This window comes from Rhodovulum sp. HP10 (assembly GCF_047553435.1).
In the GTDB taxonomy this organism is placed as follows: domain Bacteria; phylum Pseudomonadota; class Alphaproteobacteria; order Rhodobacterales; family Rhodobacteraceae; genus Rhodovulum.
In genome coordinates, this window is sequence record NZ_CP180201.1 from 367,705 (window position 1) to 384,423 (window position 16,719).

The window sequence follows — 16,719 nt, forward strand, 5'->3', positions numbered from 1 at the left end:
GGCCGCGGTCAGGCCGGCGGGCCCGTGATCCGTCCCGCGCCGACGGCGCGATGCCGCCGACCCGGCCCAGCGCCGGACCCGTCTTGCATGGGCTGCCCGCGCAACCGCCCTGTCGCGTCCACGCGTCGGATCGAAATCGCAACGGCCAAAGGCACCGCCGCCCTCGATGGCGTCCCTTCTTTCCATTTTTCCCCCTTCACGTCCGTTTCCGGCCGATCGACGCCGGATTTTCCAGCGCCGCAGATAAATGAATTGAACGTCACCCCTGGCGCCCCCAGCGCGCAACGGGTCGTTCCTTAAAATCAAGCGAAAATACGACTTAGCCCGGTTAAAATCGAAGAAAATTACAATTTGTGCAAGAAGTTCCGGACCGGGCTGCCGGAAACGGCATCTCAGTCGCGCGCGCCGATCCGCCCGCCCGGATCGGGATAGCGGTAGATCCGGCCCTCGAAGTTGCGCAGCAGCAGATCGTCGCCCTCGCGCCCCTCGATATGGTCGGGCACCAGCGCCACCTTGCCGCCGCCCCCCGGCGCGTCGATGATGTACTGTGGCACCGCATAGCCGGTCAGATGGCCGCGCAGCCCGTCGATGAGGTCCAGCCCGGTCTCGATCGGCGTGCGGAACTGGCCCGACCCGGTGATCGGGTCGCATTGCAGCAGGTAATAGGGCCGGACCCGCCGCTTCAGAAGCCCGCGGCAAAGCGTGCGCATGGTCTCGACCGTGTCGTTGATGCCCCTGAGCAGCACGGTCTGCGCCCCGAGCGGAATGCCCGCATCGGCAAGCCGCGTCAGCGCCTCGGTCGCCTCGGGTGCCAGCTCGGCCGGGTGGGTGCAATGCAGCGACATCCACAGCGGGTGGTGCTTCCGCAGCATCCGCGTCAGCGCCCCGGTGATCCGCATCGGCAGCACCAAGGGCACCTTGGTCCCGATCCGGATGAACTCGACATGCGGAATGGCGCGCAGGCGGCCGAGAAGATAATCGAGCTTGTCATCGGACAGGGTCAGCGGATCGCCGCCTGAGACCAGGACGTCGCGGATCCGGGGATGGGCCGCGATATAGGCGAAGGCGCGCTCCCAGTTGCGGGCCGAGATCCCCTCCTCGCCGCCGGGCTGGCCGACCATCCGCGAGCGCGTGCAATAGCGGCAATAGGTCGAGCAGGTGCCGGTGGCCAGAAACAGCACCCGGTCCGGATAGCGGTGCACCAGCCCCGGCACCTTGCTGTCGGGGGTCTCGCCCAGCGGGTCGTCGGATTCGCCCGGCAGGCGCAGATATTCCTGCCCGACCGGAATATGGGTCCGGCGCAAGGGCTCGGCCGGATCGTCGTGCCCCATCAGCGAGGCGTAATAGGGGGTGATGCCGACCGGCAGCCCGCTCTGGCGCCGGGCGACCGCCGCGCGCTCGTCCTCTGACAGACGGAACACCTGCGCGAGCCCGTCAAGCGAGCGGATCCGCGCGCGCAGCTGCCAGCGCCAGTCGGACCAGTCCGCGGCACTGGCCTCGGGAAAGAACCGGCGCCGGAACGCCCGCGCCTCGGGGCTGGAAGGAAAGGCCGGGCGCCGTCTTGCCGCCCCGGCCGGCCGGGCAGAAGGCAAGGCAGTCGGTTGCGCCGTGCCGTTGCGCGAGGGGGTCGCATCGGGGGCGTGGGTCTCATCCATCGGGCTATCCGTTTTGCTGTCGTTCCGGCCATCGCGCGGGCCTTGCCGCTGGGGCCGCCCTGCCGGAGCGGCACCATGCCGCGCTTCGGGCCCGAGTGCAATCGCAGGCCGGGCCCTTTCCAGAGGCCTTTCCGGGTGCCTGACCAGTGGCCTTTCCGGAACCCGGCCTGGCGATGGGCCGGCAGGACCGGACATGCGCGATGCCACCCTGTGGCCGGGCCCCTCGCCCGGCTCTGCACGCGCACGGGCGGCGTCCCGAAACCGCGTCGCGACCATGCTGACGGAGCGCCTTCGGCCCCGTCGCGGGAAGGCTTCCTGCCCCCCCCCGGATCGCCGGACAAGCGCCGCGACCGGCAGGCCCCGCCCGCTCTGACGTTCCGTTTACGATTGACGCGGCGCCGGGGCAGCGGCAATTGTTGCGGGAAACGGAACCGTATTTCCGTGTTTTGGAACGCTGTGATGACCATTCTCGAGAATGCAGCCCATGTGCTGCGCTGTTTCGGTAACGACTGTACGGATCTGACGGTGTCCGAAGTGTCCGAGCGTCTGGGGCTGCCGAAAGCCTCGGCCTCGCGGCTGCTGAAGACCATGCGCGAAACCGGCATGCTGGAAGAGATCGGCGGCACCCGCCGCCACCGGCCCGGGCGGATGATGCTGAACATCGCCGCCGCCTACCGCTATTCCTCAAGCGTCTTCGGCCGCGCCCGCGCGGTGGTCCACGAGGCCAGCCAGCAATTCGGCCATACCGGCTATGTCTCGATCCGCGATGGCCGCAACGTGATGGCGGTGGCCGATTTCGAGGGCACCAACGCGCTGCGCGTCGGCTCTGCGACCGGCCGCAGCCTGCCTGCCGAACGCTCTGCCACCGGTCGCAGCCTGCTGGCGCGGCTCTCCGACGAGGAACTCGCGCGGCTTTACGGCGACCGGCTCGCCGCCGACCGGCTGTCGCGCGATCTCGACCCTGTCCGCAAGCAGGGCTATGCCTTCGTGTCGCAGCAGACGATGCCCGGGGTCGACGGGCTCGCGGTGGCGGTGGGCGACCCGGTCACCGGAGAGGCGGTCAGCCTCTGTCTGGTCTATCCGCACAACCTCGTCTCGGACAGCGAACGCGACGACATGATCGGCACGCTGGTCGAGGGGGCCGGCGGCATTGCCGAGGCGCTGGGGGATTCGCTGATCTGCCACGCCGAAAGGGACCGGGCCCCGGCATGAGCGCGCCGGTGGCAAAATGGCGTCTCGGCTTCGATATCGGCGGCACCTTCACCGATTTCGTCCTGCATGACGGCACCACCGGCGCCCTGACCCTGCACAAGCGCCTGACGACGCCGCAGGACCCCTCCGAGGCCGCGCTGGCCGGTCTTGACGAGATCCTCGCGATGCAGGGGATCGGCCCCGGCGATCTGTCGGAAATCGTCCATGGCACGACCCTCGTCACCAATGCGGTGATCGAGCGGACCGGCGCCCGGACCGGCCTGATCGCGACCGAGGGGTTCCGCGACATCCTCGAGATGGGGACCGAGCAGCGCTACGACATCTACGACCTCTTCCTGCCCTTCCCCGAGCCGCTGGTCCCGCGCGACCTGAGGCTCGAGGTGCCCGAGCGCATCGACGCCACCGGCCGGGTCCTGCTGACCCTTGACGAGGCCGCGCTGAAGCGGGCGGGCGCCGAACTGGTCGGCGCGGGCTGCGAGGCGGTGGCCATCGCCTTCCTGCATTCCTATGCCAACCCCGCGCATGAGCGCCGCGCCGCCGGGATCCTGCGTAGCGCTTTCCCCGGTCTCGCGGTCTCGGTCTCCTCGGATGTCGTGGCGGGGATCGGCGAATACCGCCGCACCGCGACCGCCGCGGCCAATGCCTATGTGCAGCCCCTGATGCACCGCTATCTGGGCCGGATCGAAAGCGCCCTTGCCGCCCGGGGATTCGCCGGGGCACTGCGGCTGATGCATTCGGCCGGCGGGCTCATTCCGCTCGAGACCGCGCGCGACTTTCCGATCCGGCTGCTGGAAAGCGGCCCGGCGGGCGGCGCGCTGGCGACCGGGCTTTTCGGCCGCGCGGCCGGGCTGAGCGACATGATCTCCTTCGACATGGGCGGCACCACGGCCAAGGCCGCACTGATCGAGGACGGGCAGGCCGCCATCGCGCCCGAGATCGAGGCCGCGCGGGTGCGCCGCTTTACCCGCGGTTCGGGCCTGCCGATCCGGACCCCGGTGATCGAGATGATCGAGATCGGCGCGGGCGGCGGCTCGATCGCGGCAATCGACGAGGTCGGGCTGCTGAAGGTCGGGCCGCGCTCGGCCGGGTCCGATCCGGGGCCGGCCTGCTACGGGCTCGGCGGCACCGAGCCCACTGTCACCGACGCCTCGCTGGTGCTGGGCTATTACGATCCGGGCTTCTTCCTGGGCGGCCGAATGGCGCTCAGGCCCGAGGCCGCGCGACAGGCGGTGGCCCGTATCGCCGCGCCGCTCGGGCTGTCCGTCGATGAGGCCGCACTCGGCATCCACAAGGTGGTGGTCGAGAACATGGCCGCGGCCGCCCGCGTGCATATCGTCGAGCGCGGCCGCGATCCGCGCGACTTCGCCATGGTCGGATTCGGCGGCGCCGGTCCCGCGCATGCGGCCGATGTGGCCCGCGCGCTCGGGATCGCCCGGGTGGTGGTGCCGCCCGCCTCGGGCGCGGCCTCGGCGCTGGGATTTCTCGCAGCCCCCCTGTCCTTCGAGGCGGCGCGCACGCTTCGCGTCGCCGTCGGCGAGCGGATCGATGCGGCGGCAATCAACCGGACGCTCGACGCGATCGAGGCCGAGGGCCGCGCCCATCTGGCCCGGGCCGGGATCGGCGAAACGGAGACCTCTGTCGAGCACAGCGCCGAGATGCGGCTGCGCGGCCAGATGCACGAGATTTCGGTGCCGCTGCCCGACGGCAGGCTCTGCCCCGAAGACGGCCCGCGCCTTCGGGCGGCCTTCGAGGCGGCTTATGCCGCGCGCTATGCCCCGCCCTTCGAGGGGGCCGAGATCGAGGTGATCGCGCTGCGGGCCCGGGTCTCGGGGCCCGCTCCCGCGCTGACGCCTGGCATTGATGGCGAGGGCGCCGCGCCCGGGAGGACCAGCCACTCGCCCCGCCTCAAGGGCACCCGCAGCTGCCTGTTCGAGCAGGGCCGGTTCGAGACCGCGATCTACGACCGCTACGCGCTTGTCCCCGGAGACCGCATCGCGGGCCCGGCCATCGTCGAGGAGCGCGAGGCGACCACCCTGATCGGCCCCGGGGACACCGCCCGCGTCGATGCCGGGGGGGCGCTTCATATCGAGGTCGCACGCCCGGCCGCGGCGGCCGCGCTGGTGACGGCCTCGATGGACCGCGCCGAAGCGGTGGCGCGGATCGAGGCCGATCCGGTCGGGCTCGAGATCATGTGGGCGCGGCTTGAGAATGTCGTCGAGGAAATGTGGCTGACGGTCTGCCGCACCGCCTTTTCGCTGATCATCGCCGAGGCACAGGATTTCGCCTGCGAGCTGCTCGACCCCGAGGGCGAGACGCTGGCCCATTCGCCCCGCGCGATGCCGGTCTTCAACCTGACGCTGCCGCGCGCGGTCAAGGCGCTTCTGGCGCGCTATCCGGCCGACACGCTCAAACCCGGCGATGTGCTGATCACCAACGATCCCTGGCTCTGCGCCGGGCATCTCTTCGACATCGCCCTGGTCACGCCCGCCTTCCGCAACGGCAGGCTGGTCGGGCTGATGGGCACGGTCGGCCATGTCTCGGATATCGGCGGCACCCGGGATTCGCTTCGGGCCCGCGAGATCTACGAGGAAGGGCTGCAGATCCCGCCGATGAAGCTGTTCGATGGCGGCCGCCCGAACGAGACCCTGATCGAGCTGATCCGGCAGAACGTGCGCAACCCCGATCAAGTGCTGGGCGACATCTTCTCCTTCGTCGCCGCCAATGCGCTGGGCGCCGAGCGGCTGGATGCCTTCATGGCCGATTACGGCATGCATGACCTCCGGGCGCTGGCCGAGGTAGTGCAGGGCCTGTCGGAACGCGCCATGCGCGCGGCGATCCGGGCCCTGCCCGATGGCGACTATCGCAGCAGCATCATCTGCGCGCCGCAGGGCGAGGCGCTGGAATTTCCGGTGCGGATCGCGGTCGAGGGCGACGCCATGCTGGTCGATTTCGAGGGCGCGCCGCCGCAACTGCCGCAAGGCGGGCTGAATTCGACGCTGAACTACACCGCCGCCCATGCCACCTATCCGCTGAAATGCATGCTGACGCCGGGCGTGCGCGGCAATGCCGGATGCTACCGGCCGTTCCGGGTGACCGCGCCCGAGGGCTCGGTGCTGAACCCCGCCTTTCCGGCCTCGGTCAACATGCGCACCCGCACCGGCTGGTATCTCGCGCCCAACATCTTCCGGGCGATGGCCGATGCCGCCGCAAGCGGCGTGCAGGCCCATACCGGGCTGCCGAGCTCGGTCCATATCTATGGCAGGGATGCCCGCGGCGATCTCTATTCCGATCTTCTGCTTCTGGGCGGCGGCCAGGGCGCCTCGGCCCATGGCGACGGGCACTCGGCGCTGCTCTGGCCGACCTCGGCGGCCAATACCTCGGTCGAGATGATCGAGAGCCGCACGCCGATCCTGGTGCTCTGCAAGCGCTTCGCCCCCGATACCGGCGGCCCCGGCCGGCATCGCGGCGGGCTGGGCCAGATCCTGCGTTTCCGCAAGCGCGAGGCGGATGGCACGCCGATGCAGGTCCTGCTTCACCCCGAGGGCACCGCGACGCCGGTCCCGGGCCTGTTCGGCGGGCGCCCCGGCGGCAAGGCCTCGGGCCGGGTGCTCGACCCGGACGGAAAGCTGCTGCAGGATGTCGGCCACGGCGCGCTGCTGAGTCTGAGCGGAACCGACGAAATCGTCGAACTGACACTGGCGGGCGGCGCCGGCTACGGCCCGGCCGAGACGCGTGGACCGGCCGCGCTGGCCCGCGATCTGGCACTCGGTCTGGTCTCTCCCGAGGCTGCCGCGACGGAATACCGCACGGCGGATGCCGTACCGGACGAGGCGACAGCGGGCTGAAAGTTCCATATTCGGAAACTGTCAAGTCTGACCCATTGCCAACGAGACCCGGAACGGGCACATCCAACTCGGAGACTTCGAATGCCCCACTCGCCTGAAGCGCCGACCCGGCGCCAGGTCCTTGCGCTGGCCGGATCCGGCCTGGCCGCCGGGACGCTTGCCGCCGCCCTGCCCGCCCCCGTCCTGGCCAGGGACCCAAGGCTGATGATCATTGCCTCGGGCAGTGATTTCCCCAATCTCGACCCGCATACCACCTCGGGCTCGGCCCCGGCCTTCTTCATGCGCAATGTCTATGACCCGCTGCTGCGGACCGCGGGCACGCCCCCCGAACCGGTGCCCGGGCTGGCGCAAAGCTGGGAGACCTCCGAAGACGGCATGGTCTTCACCTTCCGGCTCGATCCGGCGGCGCGGTTCCATTCCGGGCAACCCGTCACCGCCGAGGACGTGGTCTATTCCTTCGCCCGCGCGCTGCGTCTCGCCAAGGGCAATTCCTGGATGCTGCGCAACATCGTCACGCCCGAGGGGCTGGAGGCGCTCGATCCGGCCACGGTCAGGATCTCGCTTGCAGCACCCTTCGCCGCGTTCCTCTCGGTGCTGCCCTGGTTCGCGGTGGTCGAGAAGGCCGTGGTCGAGGCCCATCTGGGCGAGGATGACGGCCAGAGCTGGCTGATGTCGAATACCGCCGCCTCGGGACCGTTCCAGCTTCAGCAAAGCCGCCCCGGCGCGCTGTACCGCTTCCTGCGCGCGCCGGCCGCCTGGCAGCCCGGCGGGGGCAATCTCGACGGCATCATCTGGCGCGTCTCGCGCGAGGCGGCCAGCGAGAGGCTGATGCTGCAGCGGGGCGAGGCCCATGCCGCGCTCGATCTGAGCTCCGAGGACATGGACGCGCTCGAGGGCGCGCCCGGCGTGGTCCGGGTGATCGAACCCGAATACCGCACCTTCTCGATCAAGATGAACACGCGGCACGGGCCGCTGGCCGATATCAACATGCGCCGCGCGATCTCTTATGCCGTGAACTACCGGGCGCTGCTCGATACGGCCGGATATGCCGAGCTGATGGTCGGGCCTCTGCCCAATGGCATTCTCGGCCACGATCCCGGGCTGGAGGTGCCGCGACACGATCCCGAGGCAGCCCGCGCGCATCTGGCCAGGACCGCCACGCCCGAGGGCGGGATCACGCTGAAGATGGTCTATGTCTCGCATCTCGAGCAGGAGCGGCGCTATGCGATGGTGCTGCTCGACAGCCTCAAGGCGCTTGGCATCGGGCTCGAGATCCAGCCGCTGTCCTGGCCCGACATGGTCGCCGCCTGCACCCGCCCCGAGACCTTCCCCGACTTCTTCCCGGTCTATCAGACCGCGAATTACGGCGATCCCGACAATATCGCCTATGCCGCCTATCATTCCGCCTCGAACGGCAACTGGCAGAACGCGGTCTATTCCAGTCCCGAGGTCGACCGGCTGATCGAGGCGGGCCGGGCCGAGATCGATCCCGACAGACGCCGGCAGATCTACGGCGATTTCCAGCGCGCGGTGGTGGCGGATGCGCCCGACATTTTCGGGGTGCTCGAAAAGCGCAAGCTCGGGCTGCGCGCATCGGTTCAGAACTACGTGTTCACCCCGGTCGCCTCGAACGCCATCGAATGCTGGCCGTTGTCGCTGAGCTGAGGCCGGGCATCCGTCCCGCCGCGCCACAGCCGGCGCGGCAGGCGCGGCGCGGTCGGGGAGCCGGCCCATGCTGAGCTTTCTCCTCCGTCGCCTCCTGATGCTCGTGCCCGTCCTGATCGGGCTCACGCTGATCATGTTCGCCATCGCCAGGCTCTTGCCGGGCGATCCGGTCGGACTGGCCGCCGGCCCCAATGCGACACTGGCCGAGCGCGCCGCGCTGGCGCGGGAGTTCGGGCTCGACCGGCCGGTCTGGGAGCAGTATCTCAGCTATGTCTCGGGGCTCGCCCGGGGCGATCTGGGGCGCTCGCTGATGACCCGGCGCCCGGTCGCCGAGGATATCGCCACCTATTTGCCCGCGACGCTGGAACTGGTGCTGTCCGCGATGATGATCGCGCTGGCCATCGGCCTGCCGCTGGGGCTTCTGACCGCGCTCTGGCGCAATCGCTGGCCCGACTATCTCAGCCAGGTGCTGGCGATCGGGGCGATCTCGATGCCGCGCTTCTTCCTCGGCCTGCTTCTGCAACTGGTCTTCGCGATGTGGCTGATGTGGCTGCCGCTGGGCGGACAGCTTCCGGTCGTGACCTTTCCGCCGCCCCGGGTGACGGGATTCGTCACCCTCGATGCGGCACTGGCGGGCGAGTGGCGGACCCTCGCAGCGGCCTGCCGCCATCTCGCCCTGCCCGCCCTCGCGCTCTCGCTCTCGCCGCTGGCCGCGATCATGCGCACCATGCGCGCCGCGGCGATCGAGGTGATGGCCGAGGATTACGTCACCACCGCCCGCGCCCTCGGCCTGCCGCGCCGCAAGATCCTGATCAAGACCGTCGGCCGCAACGCGATCTCGTCGACGCTGACGGTGACCGGGCTCTACATCGGCTGGCTTCTGGGCGGGACGGTGCTGGTCGAGACCGTGTTCGACTGGCCCGGGCTCGGGCTTTACGCCACGCGCGCGATCCTCAGCCAGGACATGATGCCGGTGATCGGGGTGGCGCTCGTCAGCGGGCTGATCTTCATCTTCGTCAATCTCGTCATCGACCTGGCCTACGGGCTGGTCGACCCGAAGGTCCGCTACGGATGAGCGCCCTGACCTCCCCCCCCCTGCGCCCACGCCGCGAGGGGCTGCACCGCGCCTTCTGCAGGTTCCGCCAGAGCCGGCTGTCGATGGTCGGCGCGGGGCTGGTCGCGCTGGTGCTGGCGACGGCCGCCCTCGGCCCGTTTCTCGCGCCCTATCCCGATCATGTCGCGGGCGGCATCGACACCGCCGCGCGCTTCCTGCCGCCCTCGGCCGCGCATCCCTTCGGCACCAACGAGCTCGGGCAGGACGTGCTGTCGCTGACCCTCGCGGGCGCCAGCATCTCGGTGCTGGCGGGCTTTGCCGTGGTGCTGATCGGCAGCGCCATCGGCACGCTTGTCGGCGCCATCGCGGGCTTTGCGGGCGGCTGGATCGACGAGATCCTGATGCGGCTGACCGATCTGGTGCTGACGGTTCCGAACCTGATCCTCGCCATGGCCATCGCCGCGGCGCTGGGGCCGGGCTTCCAGAACATGGTGCTGGCGATCTCGCTGGGCTGGTGGCCCGGCTATGCCCGGCTGCTGCGCGGCGAAGTGCTGTCGGCACGCGAGGCGGTCTATGTCACCGCCGCCCGGGCAATGGGCGCCTCTCAGGCGCGGGTGCTGTTTTGCCATGTGCTGCCCAACTGCCTCTCGCCGGTGATCGTCAAGATGTCGCTCGACATGGGCTTCGCGATCCTCGCCGTGGCCGGGCTCGGCTTCATCGGCATCGGGGTGCGGCCGCCGGTGCCGGAATGGGGCACAATGCTGGCGACCGCGCGCAACTACATGCCGGATGTCTGGTGGACGGCAATGGCGCCGGGGCTTGCGATCTTCGTGTCGGTGTTCGGCTTCAACCTGCTGGGCGACGGGCTGCGCGACCTGCTCGACCCGAAGGGGCGCCGCTGATGGCGCCGCCGCTGCTCGAGATCCGCGATTTGCATCTGAGGATGATGACCGGCGACGGCCCGGCACATGTGCTGAACGGGGTCGGGCTGAGCGTCGCGCGGGGCGAGATCTGGGGGCTGGTGGGCGAGTCGGGCTGCGGCAAGTCGCTGACCGGGCTGTCGGTCTCGCGGCTGGTGCCGCAGCCGCCCGCGCACTACCCGTCGGGCGAGATCCGCCTTGACGGAGAGAACCTGATGACGCTCTCCGAGCGCCGGATGCGGGCGCTGCGCGGCCGCCGCATCGGCATGATCTTCCAGGACCCGGGCACCAATCTCAACCCGACCATGCGGATCGGCGACCAGCTCGTCGACGCGGCACTGGCCGCCGGGCGCCACGCCCCCGACCTGCTTGGCCCCGGTCCCGCCCGGCCCGCGGCCCGGGCGCTGGCGGCCGAGATGCTCGAGCGCGTCGGCATCGCCTCGGCCCGGCAGCGGCTGAACGCCTGGCCGCATGAATTCTCGGGCGGGATGCGCCAGCGCGTACTGATCGCGATGGCGCTGATCGGGCGGCCCGACCTGCTGATCGCCGACGAGCCCACGACCGCGCTCGACGTCTCGGTCCAGGCCCAGATCCTGACGCTTCTGCGCGGCATGGTGGCCGATCGCGGGCTGGGCGTGATCCTGATCACCCATAACATGGGCGTGGTGGCGCAGACCTGCAGCCATGTCGCGGTGATGTATGCGGGCAATGTGGTCGAGACCGGGCCGGTGGCAGAGCTGCTGGACCGGCCCGCCCATCCCTATACCCGCGCGCTGATGGCCGCGATCCCGACCCGGAACACGCCGCGCGGAGCGCTGCGGGGGTTGCCCGGCACCGTGCCCGACCTGTTCGACCCGCCGCCCGGCTGCCGCTTTGCCCCGCGCTGCCCGCGCGCACAAGCCGCCTGCCGCACCGCACCGCCCCCGACATACGCGCTCGGAGCCGGCCATTCGGTCTCCTGCCTGCACCCCGTCGCAGGGGCCGCCGATGGCTGAGCCGCTTCTCGAGATCCGCGGCCTCACCCGCCGCTACCGCCCGCGCCGGAACCTGCTGTCGCGCAGCCCCGAGGTGATCGCGCTGGAGGATGTGAGCCTGAGCATCGGGCGCGGCGAAAGCCTCGGGCTGGTGGGCGAAAGCGGCTCGGGCAAGAGCACGCTGACACGCGTGATCCTGCGGCTCGAGGCGCCGGATGCCGGGCAGATCCTCTATCGCGGAGAGGACGTGGCCAGGTTCGGGCCGCGCGCGCTCCGTGCCTTCCGCGCCCGGGTCCAGATCGTGTTCCAGGACCCGCAGGCCGCGCTGAACCCGCGCATGACCATCGAGCAGATCGTGACCGAACCGATGCGGGTGCATCGAGAGATCGTCGGTCTCGACCGGCGCGGACGGCGCGAGCGTGCCGCCGAGCTGATGGCGATGGTGGGGCTGCGGGAAGAGCATCTGCGCCGGTTTCCGCATGAATTCTCGGGCGGACAGCGGCAGCGGGTCTGCATCGCCCGGGCGCTGGCCGCGCGCCCAGAGCTGCTGCTGCTCGACGAGCCGACCTCGGCGCTCGACGTCTCGGTGCAGGCGCAGGTGCTGAACCTGCTGATCGACCTGCAGGACCGGCTGGGGCTGACCTATCTCTTCATCAGCCACGATCTGGGCGTGGTGCGCTATCTCTGCGACCGGGTCGCGCTGATCCGGCAGGGGCGGCTGATCGAGACCGGACCCGCCGCGCAGATCTTCAACGCGCCGCAAAGCGCCTATGCCCGCATGCTGATCGCCGCCGCCCCGGAGCTGCGGCAGCCGGGCTGAAGCGTGCGGGCCCAGCGCGCGCGCACGGCCGATGAGGTCTCAGCCGATCTCGAGCACCGCGTCGATCTCGACCAACGCATTGGCCGGCAGCGACGAGACGCAGACCGCCGTGCGGGCATGTTTCCCGGCCTCGCCCCAGATATCGACGAAAAGCTGCGAGGCGCCGTCGACGATCATCGGCCCGCCCTCGAAGCCCGGCGGGGCCGAGACGAAACCGCCGACCCGCACGACCTCGCGCACCCGGGTCAGCGAACCCAGCAGGCTGCGGGCCGAGAACAGGAGGTTCAGCGCGCATATCCGCGCTGCCTCCTGCGCCTCGGCCAGATCGAAATCGTCCCTGGCCGGACCGAAATACCGCGGCTCCCCCTCCCATTCGCAGATCTGCCCGGACAGGAACAGCAGATTGCCGCTGATCTTGCCGGGCAGGAACAGGGCCCGCGAGGGCGCGCTGTCGGGCAGCCTTTGCCCGATGTCGTAAAGACGGCTCTCGACCGGACAGACGGTCACTGCTGCGGCTCCGGCACGAGCCTGCGCGCCAGCGCGATCAACGACAGATCCGAGCCCCGCGGCCCGATCAGCGACACACCGTAGGGCGCGCCCTCGACTACGCCCGCGGGCAGGACCACCTGCGGCAGCCCGGCCAGCCCGGCAACGCAGAGAAGCCGCATCGCGTCGTGGCGGAAGCCGTCGAAGACCTCGACCGGCGCGTCGAGCGCAAAGGGGGGCGCATGAACCGCCGGCGCCAGCAGGACGGCATCGACCAGCATTTCCTCGAGATGGGCGGTGAAGGCATGGCGGGTGGCGCGGGCCCTGTCGATCTCGGCGTCATCAAGCGCCTCGGCCGCCGCCGCGCGCCCGTCGATGCCGCGCACTAGCGGCATGCCCGAGCCGCGGATGAAGGGCAGCACCGCGTCGCGCGCATCTGCGCCGTTGGTCACCAGATAGGCGGCATAGGCCGCCGCCGCGCCCTCGGGATAGACCTCGACCTCACGCGAGGGCATGGTGCCGAAGGCCGCCTCCAGCACCGCGCGCGGCGCCTCGTCGAGCTGGGCCACCATGTCGGCGGGCCAGAGCAGATCGGGCATCTCGGACAGCGGCACCGGGTCGGGCTCCATCAAGGCCCCGGCCGCCTGCAGGAGCGTCGCACCGTCGCGGGCGAGAAGCCCGGCGGTGTCATAGCTTGGTGCCAGCGCCATCGCGCCCCCCAGCGGCACTCGGCCATGGGTGGGCCGAAGCCCCCAGATCCCGCAAAAGCTTGCGGGTGAGCGGATCGAACCGCCGGTATCGGTCCCGAGCGCGATATCGGCCAGTCCGGCAGCCACCGCGACCGCCGAGCCCGAGGAGGACCCGCCCGGAATGCGGTCGGGCGCCTTCGGGTTCACCGGGGTGCCAAAATGGGCATTGATCCCGTAAAGCGCCCAGGCCAGCTCGTCGGTATGGGTCTTGCCGACGAAGCGCGCGCCCGCATCGAGCAGCCGCTGCACCGCGGGGGCCGAGGTTTCGGCGTCCGTCGCCGCGGCCAGTTTCAGCGGGCAGCCGCAGCCGGTGCGGTAGCCCCGGACGTCGAACAGGTCCTTGACCGCAAGCGTCAGCCCGGCAAGCGGACCCTCGGTGGCATTTTCCACCTCAATGGCGGGATAGGGCATGAAGGCATGATAGGCATCTTTCTCGATCAGCATCCGGTCACTCGGTAGGAACGGCCTCGTCGGCGCGCAGACAGGCCACGCGGCGCCGTGGCGCAGGGGTCATAACAGGCGGCAGCCCGGCCCGGCAGTCGGGTCCGGCCAGCGCACAGCGCGGCGCGAAGGAACAGGAGGCGGGCCGGGTCTCCAGAGCGGGCGGCGCGCCCGGGATCGCGGCCAGCCGCTCTCCCCGTGCCACATCGTGCAGGTTGGCCGCCAAGAGCCCGCGCGTGTAGGGGTGGCGCGGATCCCGGATGATTTCACGGGTGGTGCCCTCTTCGACGATCCGGCCGGCATACATCACCGCGATCCGTTCCGAGACTTCCACCGCCACACCGATATCGTGGGTGACGAAGACCACCCCCATTCCGAATTCCTTCTGCAGTTCGCGCAGCAGAAGCAGAATCTGGATCTGGACGGTGGCGTCAAGAGCCGTTGTCGGTTCGTCGGCCAGCAAAAGCCGGGGCCGGCAGGCCAGCGCCAGCGCGATCATCACCCGCTGACGCATGCCGCCTGACAACTCATGCGGGAAATTCTGCAGCCGCCGCTCGGGCGATGGGATCCTGACGCGCCGGAGCATATCAAGCGCGACCTCCATCGCCTCGGCGCGCCGGACCCGCTTGTGCCGCATCACCGTCTCGGCGATCTGGGCGCCGACGGTGTAGACCGGGTCGAGCGCCAGCGCCGGCTCCTGGAACACCATCGACACCTCGCCGCCGCGATAGCGCCTCAGCGCCCGCCCCGACAGCCGCAGCACATCGGTGCCGCCGACCCGGATATCGCCCTCGATCTCGGTCCGTTTCGGCGGCAGGAGCCCCAGGAGCGCCTTCAGCGTGACGCTCTTGCCCGAACCGCTTTCGCCCAGAAGCGCCAGCGTCTCGCCCTGCCCCAGCGACAGCGAGAGATCGTTGATGGCATGGACCGTGCGCGCGCCCCTGAAGCGGACGGAGAGGTTGCGGATGTCGAGAAGCGTGTCGGTCATGCGATCTTCCCCGCCTTGGGATGACCCGAGGCCGGGTCGTGAAGGTGGCAGGCGGCCAGATGGCCGCCGTCGTCGAGCGGGCGCAGCGCGGGGGCCTTGCGTCCGCAAAGCGTTGCGGCAAAGGGACAGCGGGTGTGGAAGCGGCAGCCCCCGGGCGGGTCGATCGGGTTCGGCGGATCGCCCGTGAGGGGCGGCTCCAGGGTCCGGTTGTCCGGGTCCATCGAGGGCATCGCCGAGAACAGCGAGCGGGTATAGGGATGGGCCTGCCGCGCCCAGATCGCCGCGACCGGGGCGACCTCGACCACCTCGCCCAGATACATCACCAGCACCCGGTCCGAGATGTAGCGCACCACGTTCAGATCATGGCTGATGAAGATATAGGTCAGCCCGAATTCGGCGCGCAGATCGGCCAGCAGGTTCAGGACCTGCGCCTCGACCGACTTGTCGAGCGCCGAGACCGCCTCGTCCAGCACCACCAGCCGGGGCGACATCGCCAGCGCCCGGGCGATGTTCACGCGCTGGCGCTGGCCGCCCGACAGCTCATGCGGATAGCGCTGGGCAAAGCGCGCAGGATCGAGCCCCACCCGGCTCAGCAGGCCATGGGCCCGCCCCATCGGGTCCGAAAGGCCCTGCACCCTGGCGCCGAAGGCCACCGACTCCTCGATGGTCAGCCGCGGGTTCAGCGAGGCATAGCTGTCCTGGAACACCATCTGGATGCCGCGACGCAACTCGCGCAAGCTAAGCGTGTCGCCCAGCGCGTCGCCGTCGAAGATGATATCGCCCCGGTCGCGCTCGATCAGCCCCACCGCCAGTCGCGCCGTGGTCGATTTGCCGCAGCCGGATTCTCCGACGATGCCCAGCGTCTCGCCCTTGCGGACCTCGAAGGAGACCCCGTCGACGGCCTGCACCATGGCCTGGGTGCGGCCGAGGATGCCGCCCCGGACGGGGAAGTATTTCCGCAGCCCCCGCACCGTCAAAAGGGGCTGGGCCGGGCCGCCGCGGTCGGGAAGAAGGTCGTAAAGCTCAGTCGCGGACATTCATCGCACTCCTCACGCCGTCGCTCAGCAGGTTGAGGCACAGCGAGGTGACGAAGATCATCACCCCCGGCAGCGCCGAGAGCCACGGATCGACATAGATCGCCGAGCGCAGCGTGTTCAGCATCAGGCCCCATTCCGGCTCGGGCGGGCGGACGCCGATCCCGAGGAAGGAAAGCCCCGCCGCGAGGATCATGCAGACGCTGGTCAGCGAGGTGGCATAGACGAAGATCGGCGACAGCACGTTGCCGATCACATGGACCCGGATCACCGTCAGCGCGCTGGCGCCGGTGGCGCGGGCAGCGTCGATGTAATCGAGACTGCGCACGCCCGAGGTCACCGCCTCGGCGACGCGGGTGATGGGCGGCACGAAGACGATGGTCAGTGAGACCAGCGAATTGACGATGCCCGCCCCCAGCGCACCCGAGATGGCGATGGCCAGAAGCACCGAGGGGAAGGCGAAGAAGACATCGACCACCCGCATGATGAGGGTGTTGAGCCTGCCGCCGACATAGCCCGCGACGATGCCCAGGGCCGTGCCGATGAAGAAGGCGAAGACCACCGGCATCAGCCCGATGAACAGCGTCAGCCGCCCGCCATGGATCAGACGGGCCAGCATGTCGCGGCCCTGCTCGTCGGTGCCGAGGAGATGGCCGGGCGTGCCGATGGGTTTCAGCCGCGCGATCATCGAGCCCTTGTAGGGATCGGCAAGCCCGAGATACGGCGCGAAGATCGCGGCGAGGATCAGCATGACGACCACGGCGAGGCAGAGCATCGAGACCGGGTCGCGCGCCAGCCGCCCGGCCACGCCCGCCCAGTAGCCCTTGCGCGCCTCGGGGGTCTGAACCGGCTCGAGGGTTTCGGTCAGCGCCATCA

13 protein-coding genes are annotated in these 16,719 nt (G+C 70.0%); 7 read left to right on the forward strand and 6 right to left on the reverse strand.

Annotated elements, in window-relative coordinates; all coding sequences use genetic code 11:
• Nucleotides 1-392: 392 nt before the first annotated feature.
• Nucleotides 393-1,655 (reverse strand): KamA family radical SAM protein, encoded by a 1,263-nt coding sequence (locus ACK8CO_RS01615; RefSeq protein WP_414897928.1) that lies wholly within the window; start codon nt 1,653-1,655, stop codon nt 393-395.
• A gap of 459 nt (nt 1,656-2,114) precedes the next feature.
• Here ACK8CO_RS01615 and ACK8CO_RS01620 point away from each other — a divergent pair, with 459 nt between their 5' ends.
• The 7 genes from ACK8CO_RS01620 to ACK8CO_RS01650 all read left to right on the forward strand — a co-directional run bounded on the left by ACK8CO_RS01620 (nt 2,115) and on the right by ACK8CO_RS01650 (nt 12,145).
• The gene (locus ACK8CO_RS01620; protein WP_080616109.1) at nt 2,115-2,867 is read left to right on the forward strand and encodes an IclR family transcriptional regulator; all 753 of its coding nucleotides are present in this window, start codon (nt 2,115-2,117) and stop codon (nt 2,865-2,867) included.
• 8 nt (nt 2,868-2,875) lie between these two features.
• Nucleotides 2,876-6,712: a hydantoinase B/oxoprolinase family protein gene (locus tag ACK8CO_RS01625; RefSeq protein WP_414897929.1), complete on the forward strand. Its 3,837-nt coding sequence runs from the start codon at nt 2,876-2,878 to the stop codon at nt 6,710-6,712.
• A gap of 81 nt (nt 6,713-6,793) precedes the next feature.
• Nucleotides 6,794-8,377, forward strand: coding sequence for an ABC transporter substrate-binding protein (locus tag ACK8CO_RS01630; protein WP_414897930.1), 1,584 nt, complete (start codon nt 6,794-6,796; stop codon nt 8,375-8,377).
• Between the two features lie 67 nt (nt 8,378-8,444).
• Complete coding sequence (locus ACK8CO_RS01635) at nt 8,445-9,452, forward strand: ABC transporter permease (protein WP_414897931.1); 1,008 nt, start codon at nt 8,445-8,447, stop codon at nt 9,450-9,452.
• Nucleotides 9,449-10,333 (forward strand): ABC transporter permease, encoded by an 885-nt coding sequence (locus tag ACK8CO_RS01640; RefSeq protein ID WP_414897932.1) that lies wholly within the window; start codon nt 9,449-9,451, stop codon nt 10,331-10,333. The genes ACK8CO_RS01635 and ACK8CO_RS01640 overlap by 4 nt, the downstream gene beginning before the upstream one ends.
• On the forward strand, nt 10,333-11,346 hold the full coding sequence (locus tag ACK8CO_RS01645) for an ABC transporter ATP-binding protein (RefSeq protein ID WP_414897933.1): 1,014 nt from the start codon (nt 10,333-10,335) through the stop codon (nt 11,344-11,346). Before ACK8CO_RS01640 ends, ACK8CO_RS01645 begins: the two co-directional genes overlap by 1 nt.
• A complete protein-coding gene (locus ACK8CO_RS01650; protein WP_414897934.1) occupies nt 11,339-12,145 on the forward strand; it encodes an ATP-binding cassette domain-containing protein in 807 nt (268 codons plus the stop codon). Before ACK8CO_RS01645 ends, ACK8CO_RS01650 begins: the two co-directional genes overlap by 8 nt.
• A 39-nt stretch (nt 12,146-12,184) precedes the next feature.
• Here the strand turns inward: ACK8CO_RS01650 and ACK8CO_RS01655 are convergent, their stop codons facing one another.
• From ACK8CO_RS01655 to ACK8CO_RS01675, 5 genes are read right to left on the reverse strand one after another with little or no spacing between them, the layout of a single operon-like run.
• A complete protein-coding gene (locus ACK8CO_RS01655) occupies nt 12,185-12,652 on the reverse strand; it encodes a RidA family protein (RefSeq protein ID WP_414897935.1) in 468 nt (155 codons plus the stop codon).
• Complete coding sequence (locus ACK8CO_RS01660) at nt 12,649-13,824, reverse strand: amidase (protein ID WP_414897936.1); 1,176 nt, start codon at nt 13,822-13,824, stop codon at nt 12,649-12,651. The genes ACK8CO_RS01655 and ACK8CO_RS01660 overlap by 4 nt, the downstream gene beginning before the upstream one ends.
• A 4-nt stretch (nt 13,825-13,828) precedes the next feature.
• Entirely contained in the window at nt 13,829-14,809 is a 981-nt protein-coding gene (locus ACK8CO_RS01665; RefSeq protein ID WP_414897937.1) for an ABC transporter ATP-binding protein, read from the reverse strand.
• Nucleotides 14,806-15,846, reverse strand: a complete 1,041-nt coding sequence (locus tag ACK8CO_RS01670) for an ABC transporter ATP-binding protein (protein ID WP_414897938.1) — start codon at nt 15,844-15,846, stop codon at nt 14,806-14,808. The genes ACK8CO_RS01665 and ACK8CO_RS01670 overlap by 4 nt, the downstream gene beginning before the upstream one ends.
• Nucleotides 15,833-16,717, reverse strand: a complete 885-nt coding sequence (locus ACK8CO_RS01675; RefSeq protein ID WP_080616098.1) for an ABC transporter permease — start codon at nt 16,715-16,717, stop codon at nt 15,833-15,835. Before ACK8CO_RS01675 ends, ACK8CO_RS01670 begins: the two co-directional genes overlap by 14 nt.
• Between the last annotated feature and the right edge of the window lie 2 nt (nt 16,718-16,719).

Excerpts from the sequence above, each read along its gene's own strand:
- ACK8CO_RS01640 (WP_414897932.1), top strand. The coding sequence starts at position 9,449 with ATGAGCGCCCTGACCTCCCCCCCCCTGCGCCCACGCCGCGAGGGGCTG.
- ACK8CO_RS01675 (WP_080616098.1), bottom strand. The coding sequence starts at position 16,717 with ATGGCGCTGACCGAAACCCTCGAGCCGGTTCAGACCCCCGAGGCGCGC.
- ACK8CO_RS01645 (WP_414897933.1), top strand. The coding sequence starts at position 10,333 with ATGGCGCCGCCGCTGCTCGAGATCCGCGATTTGCATCTGAGGATGATG.
- ACK8CO_RS01620 (WP_080616109.1), top strand. The coding sequence starts at position 2,115 with ATGACCATTCTCGAGAATGCAGCCCATGTGCTGCGCTGTTTCGGTAAC.
- ACK8CO_RS01635 (WP_414897931.1), top strand. The coding sequence starts at position 8,445 with ATGCTGAGCTTTCTCCTCCGTCGCCTCCTGATGCTCGTGCCCGTCCTG.
- ACK8CO_RS01630 (WP_414897930.1), top strand. The coding sequence starts at position 6,794 with ATGCCCCACTCGCCTGAAGCGCCGACCCGGCGCCAGGTCCTTGCGCTG.
- ACK8CO_RS01660 (WP_414897936.1), bottom strand. The coding sequence starts at position 13,824 with ATGCTGATCGAGAAAGATGCCTATCATGCCTTCATGCCCTATCCCGCC.
- ACK8CO_RS01670 (WP_414897938.1), bottom strand. The coding sequence starts at position 15,846 with ATGTCCGCGACTGAGCTTTACGACCTTCTTCCCGACCGCGGCGGCCCG.
- ACK8CO_RS01665 (WP_414897937.1), bottom strand. The coding sequence starts at position 14,809 with ATGACCGACACGCTTCTCGACATCCGCAACCTCTCCGTCCGCTTCAGG.
- ACK8CO_RS01650 (WP_414897934.1), top strand. The coding sequence starts at position 11,339 with ATGGCTGAGCCGCTTCTCGAGATCCGCGGCCTCACCCGCCGCTACCGC.
- ACK8CO_RS01615 (WP_414897928.1), bottom strand. The coding sequence starts at position 1,655 with ATGGATGAGACCCACGCCCCCGATGCGACCCCCTCGCGCAACGGCACG.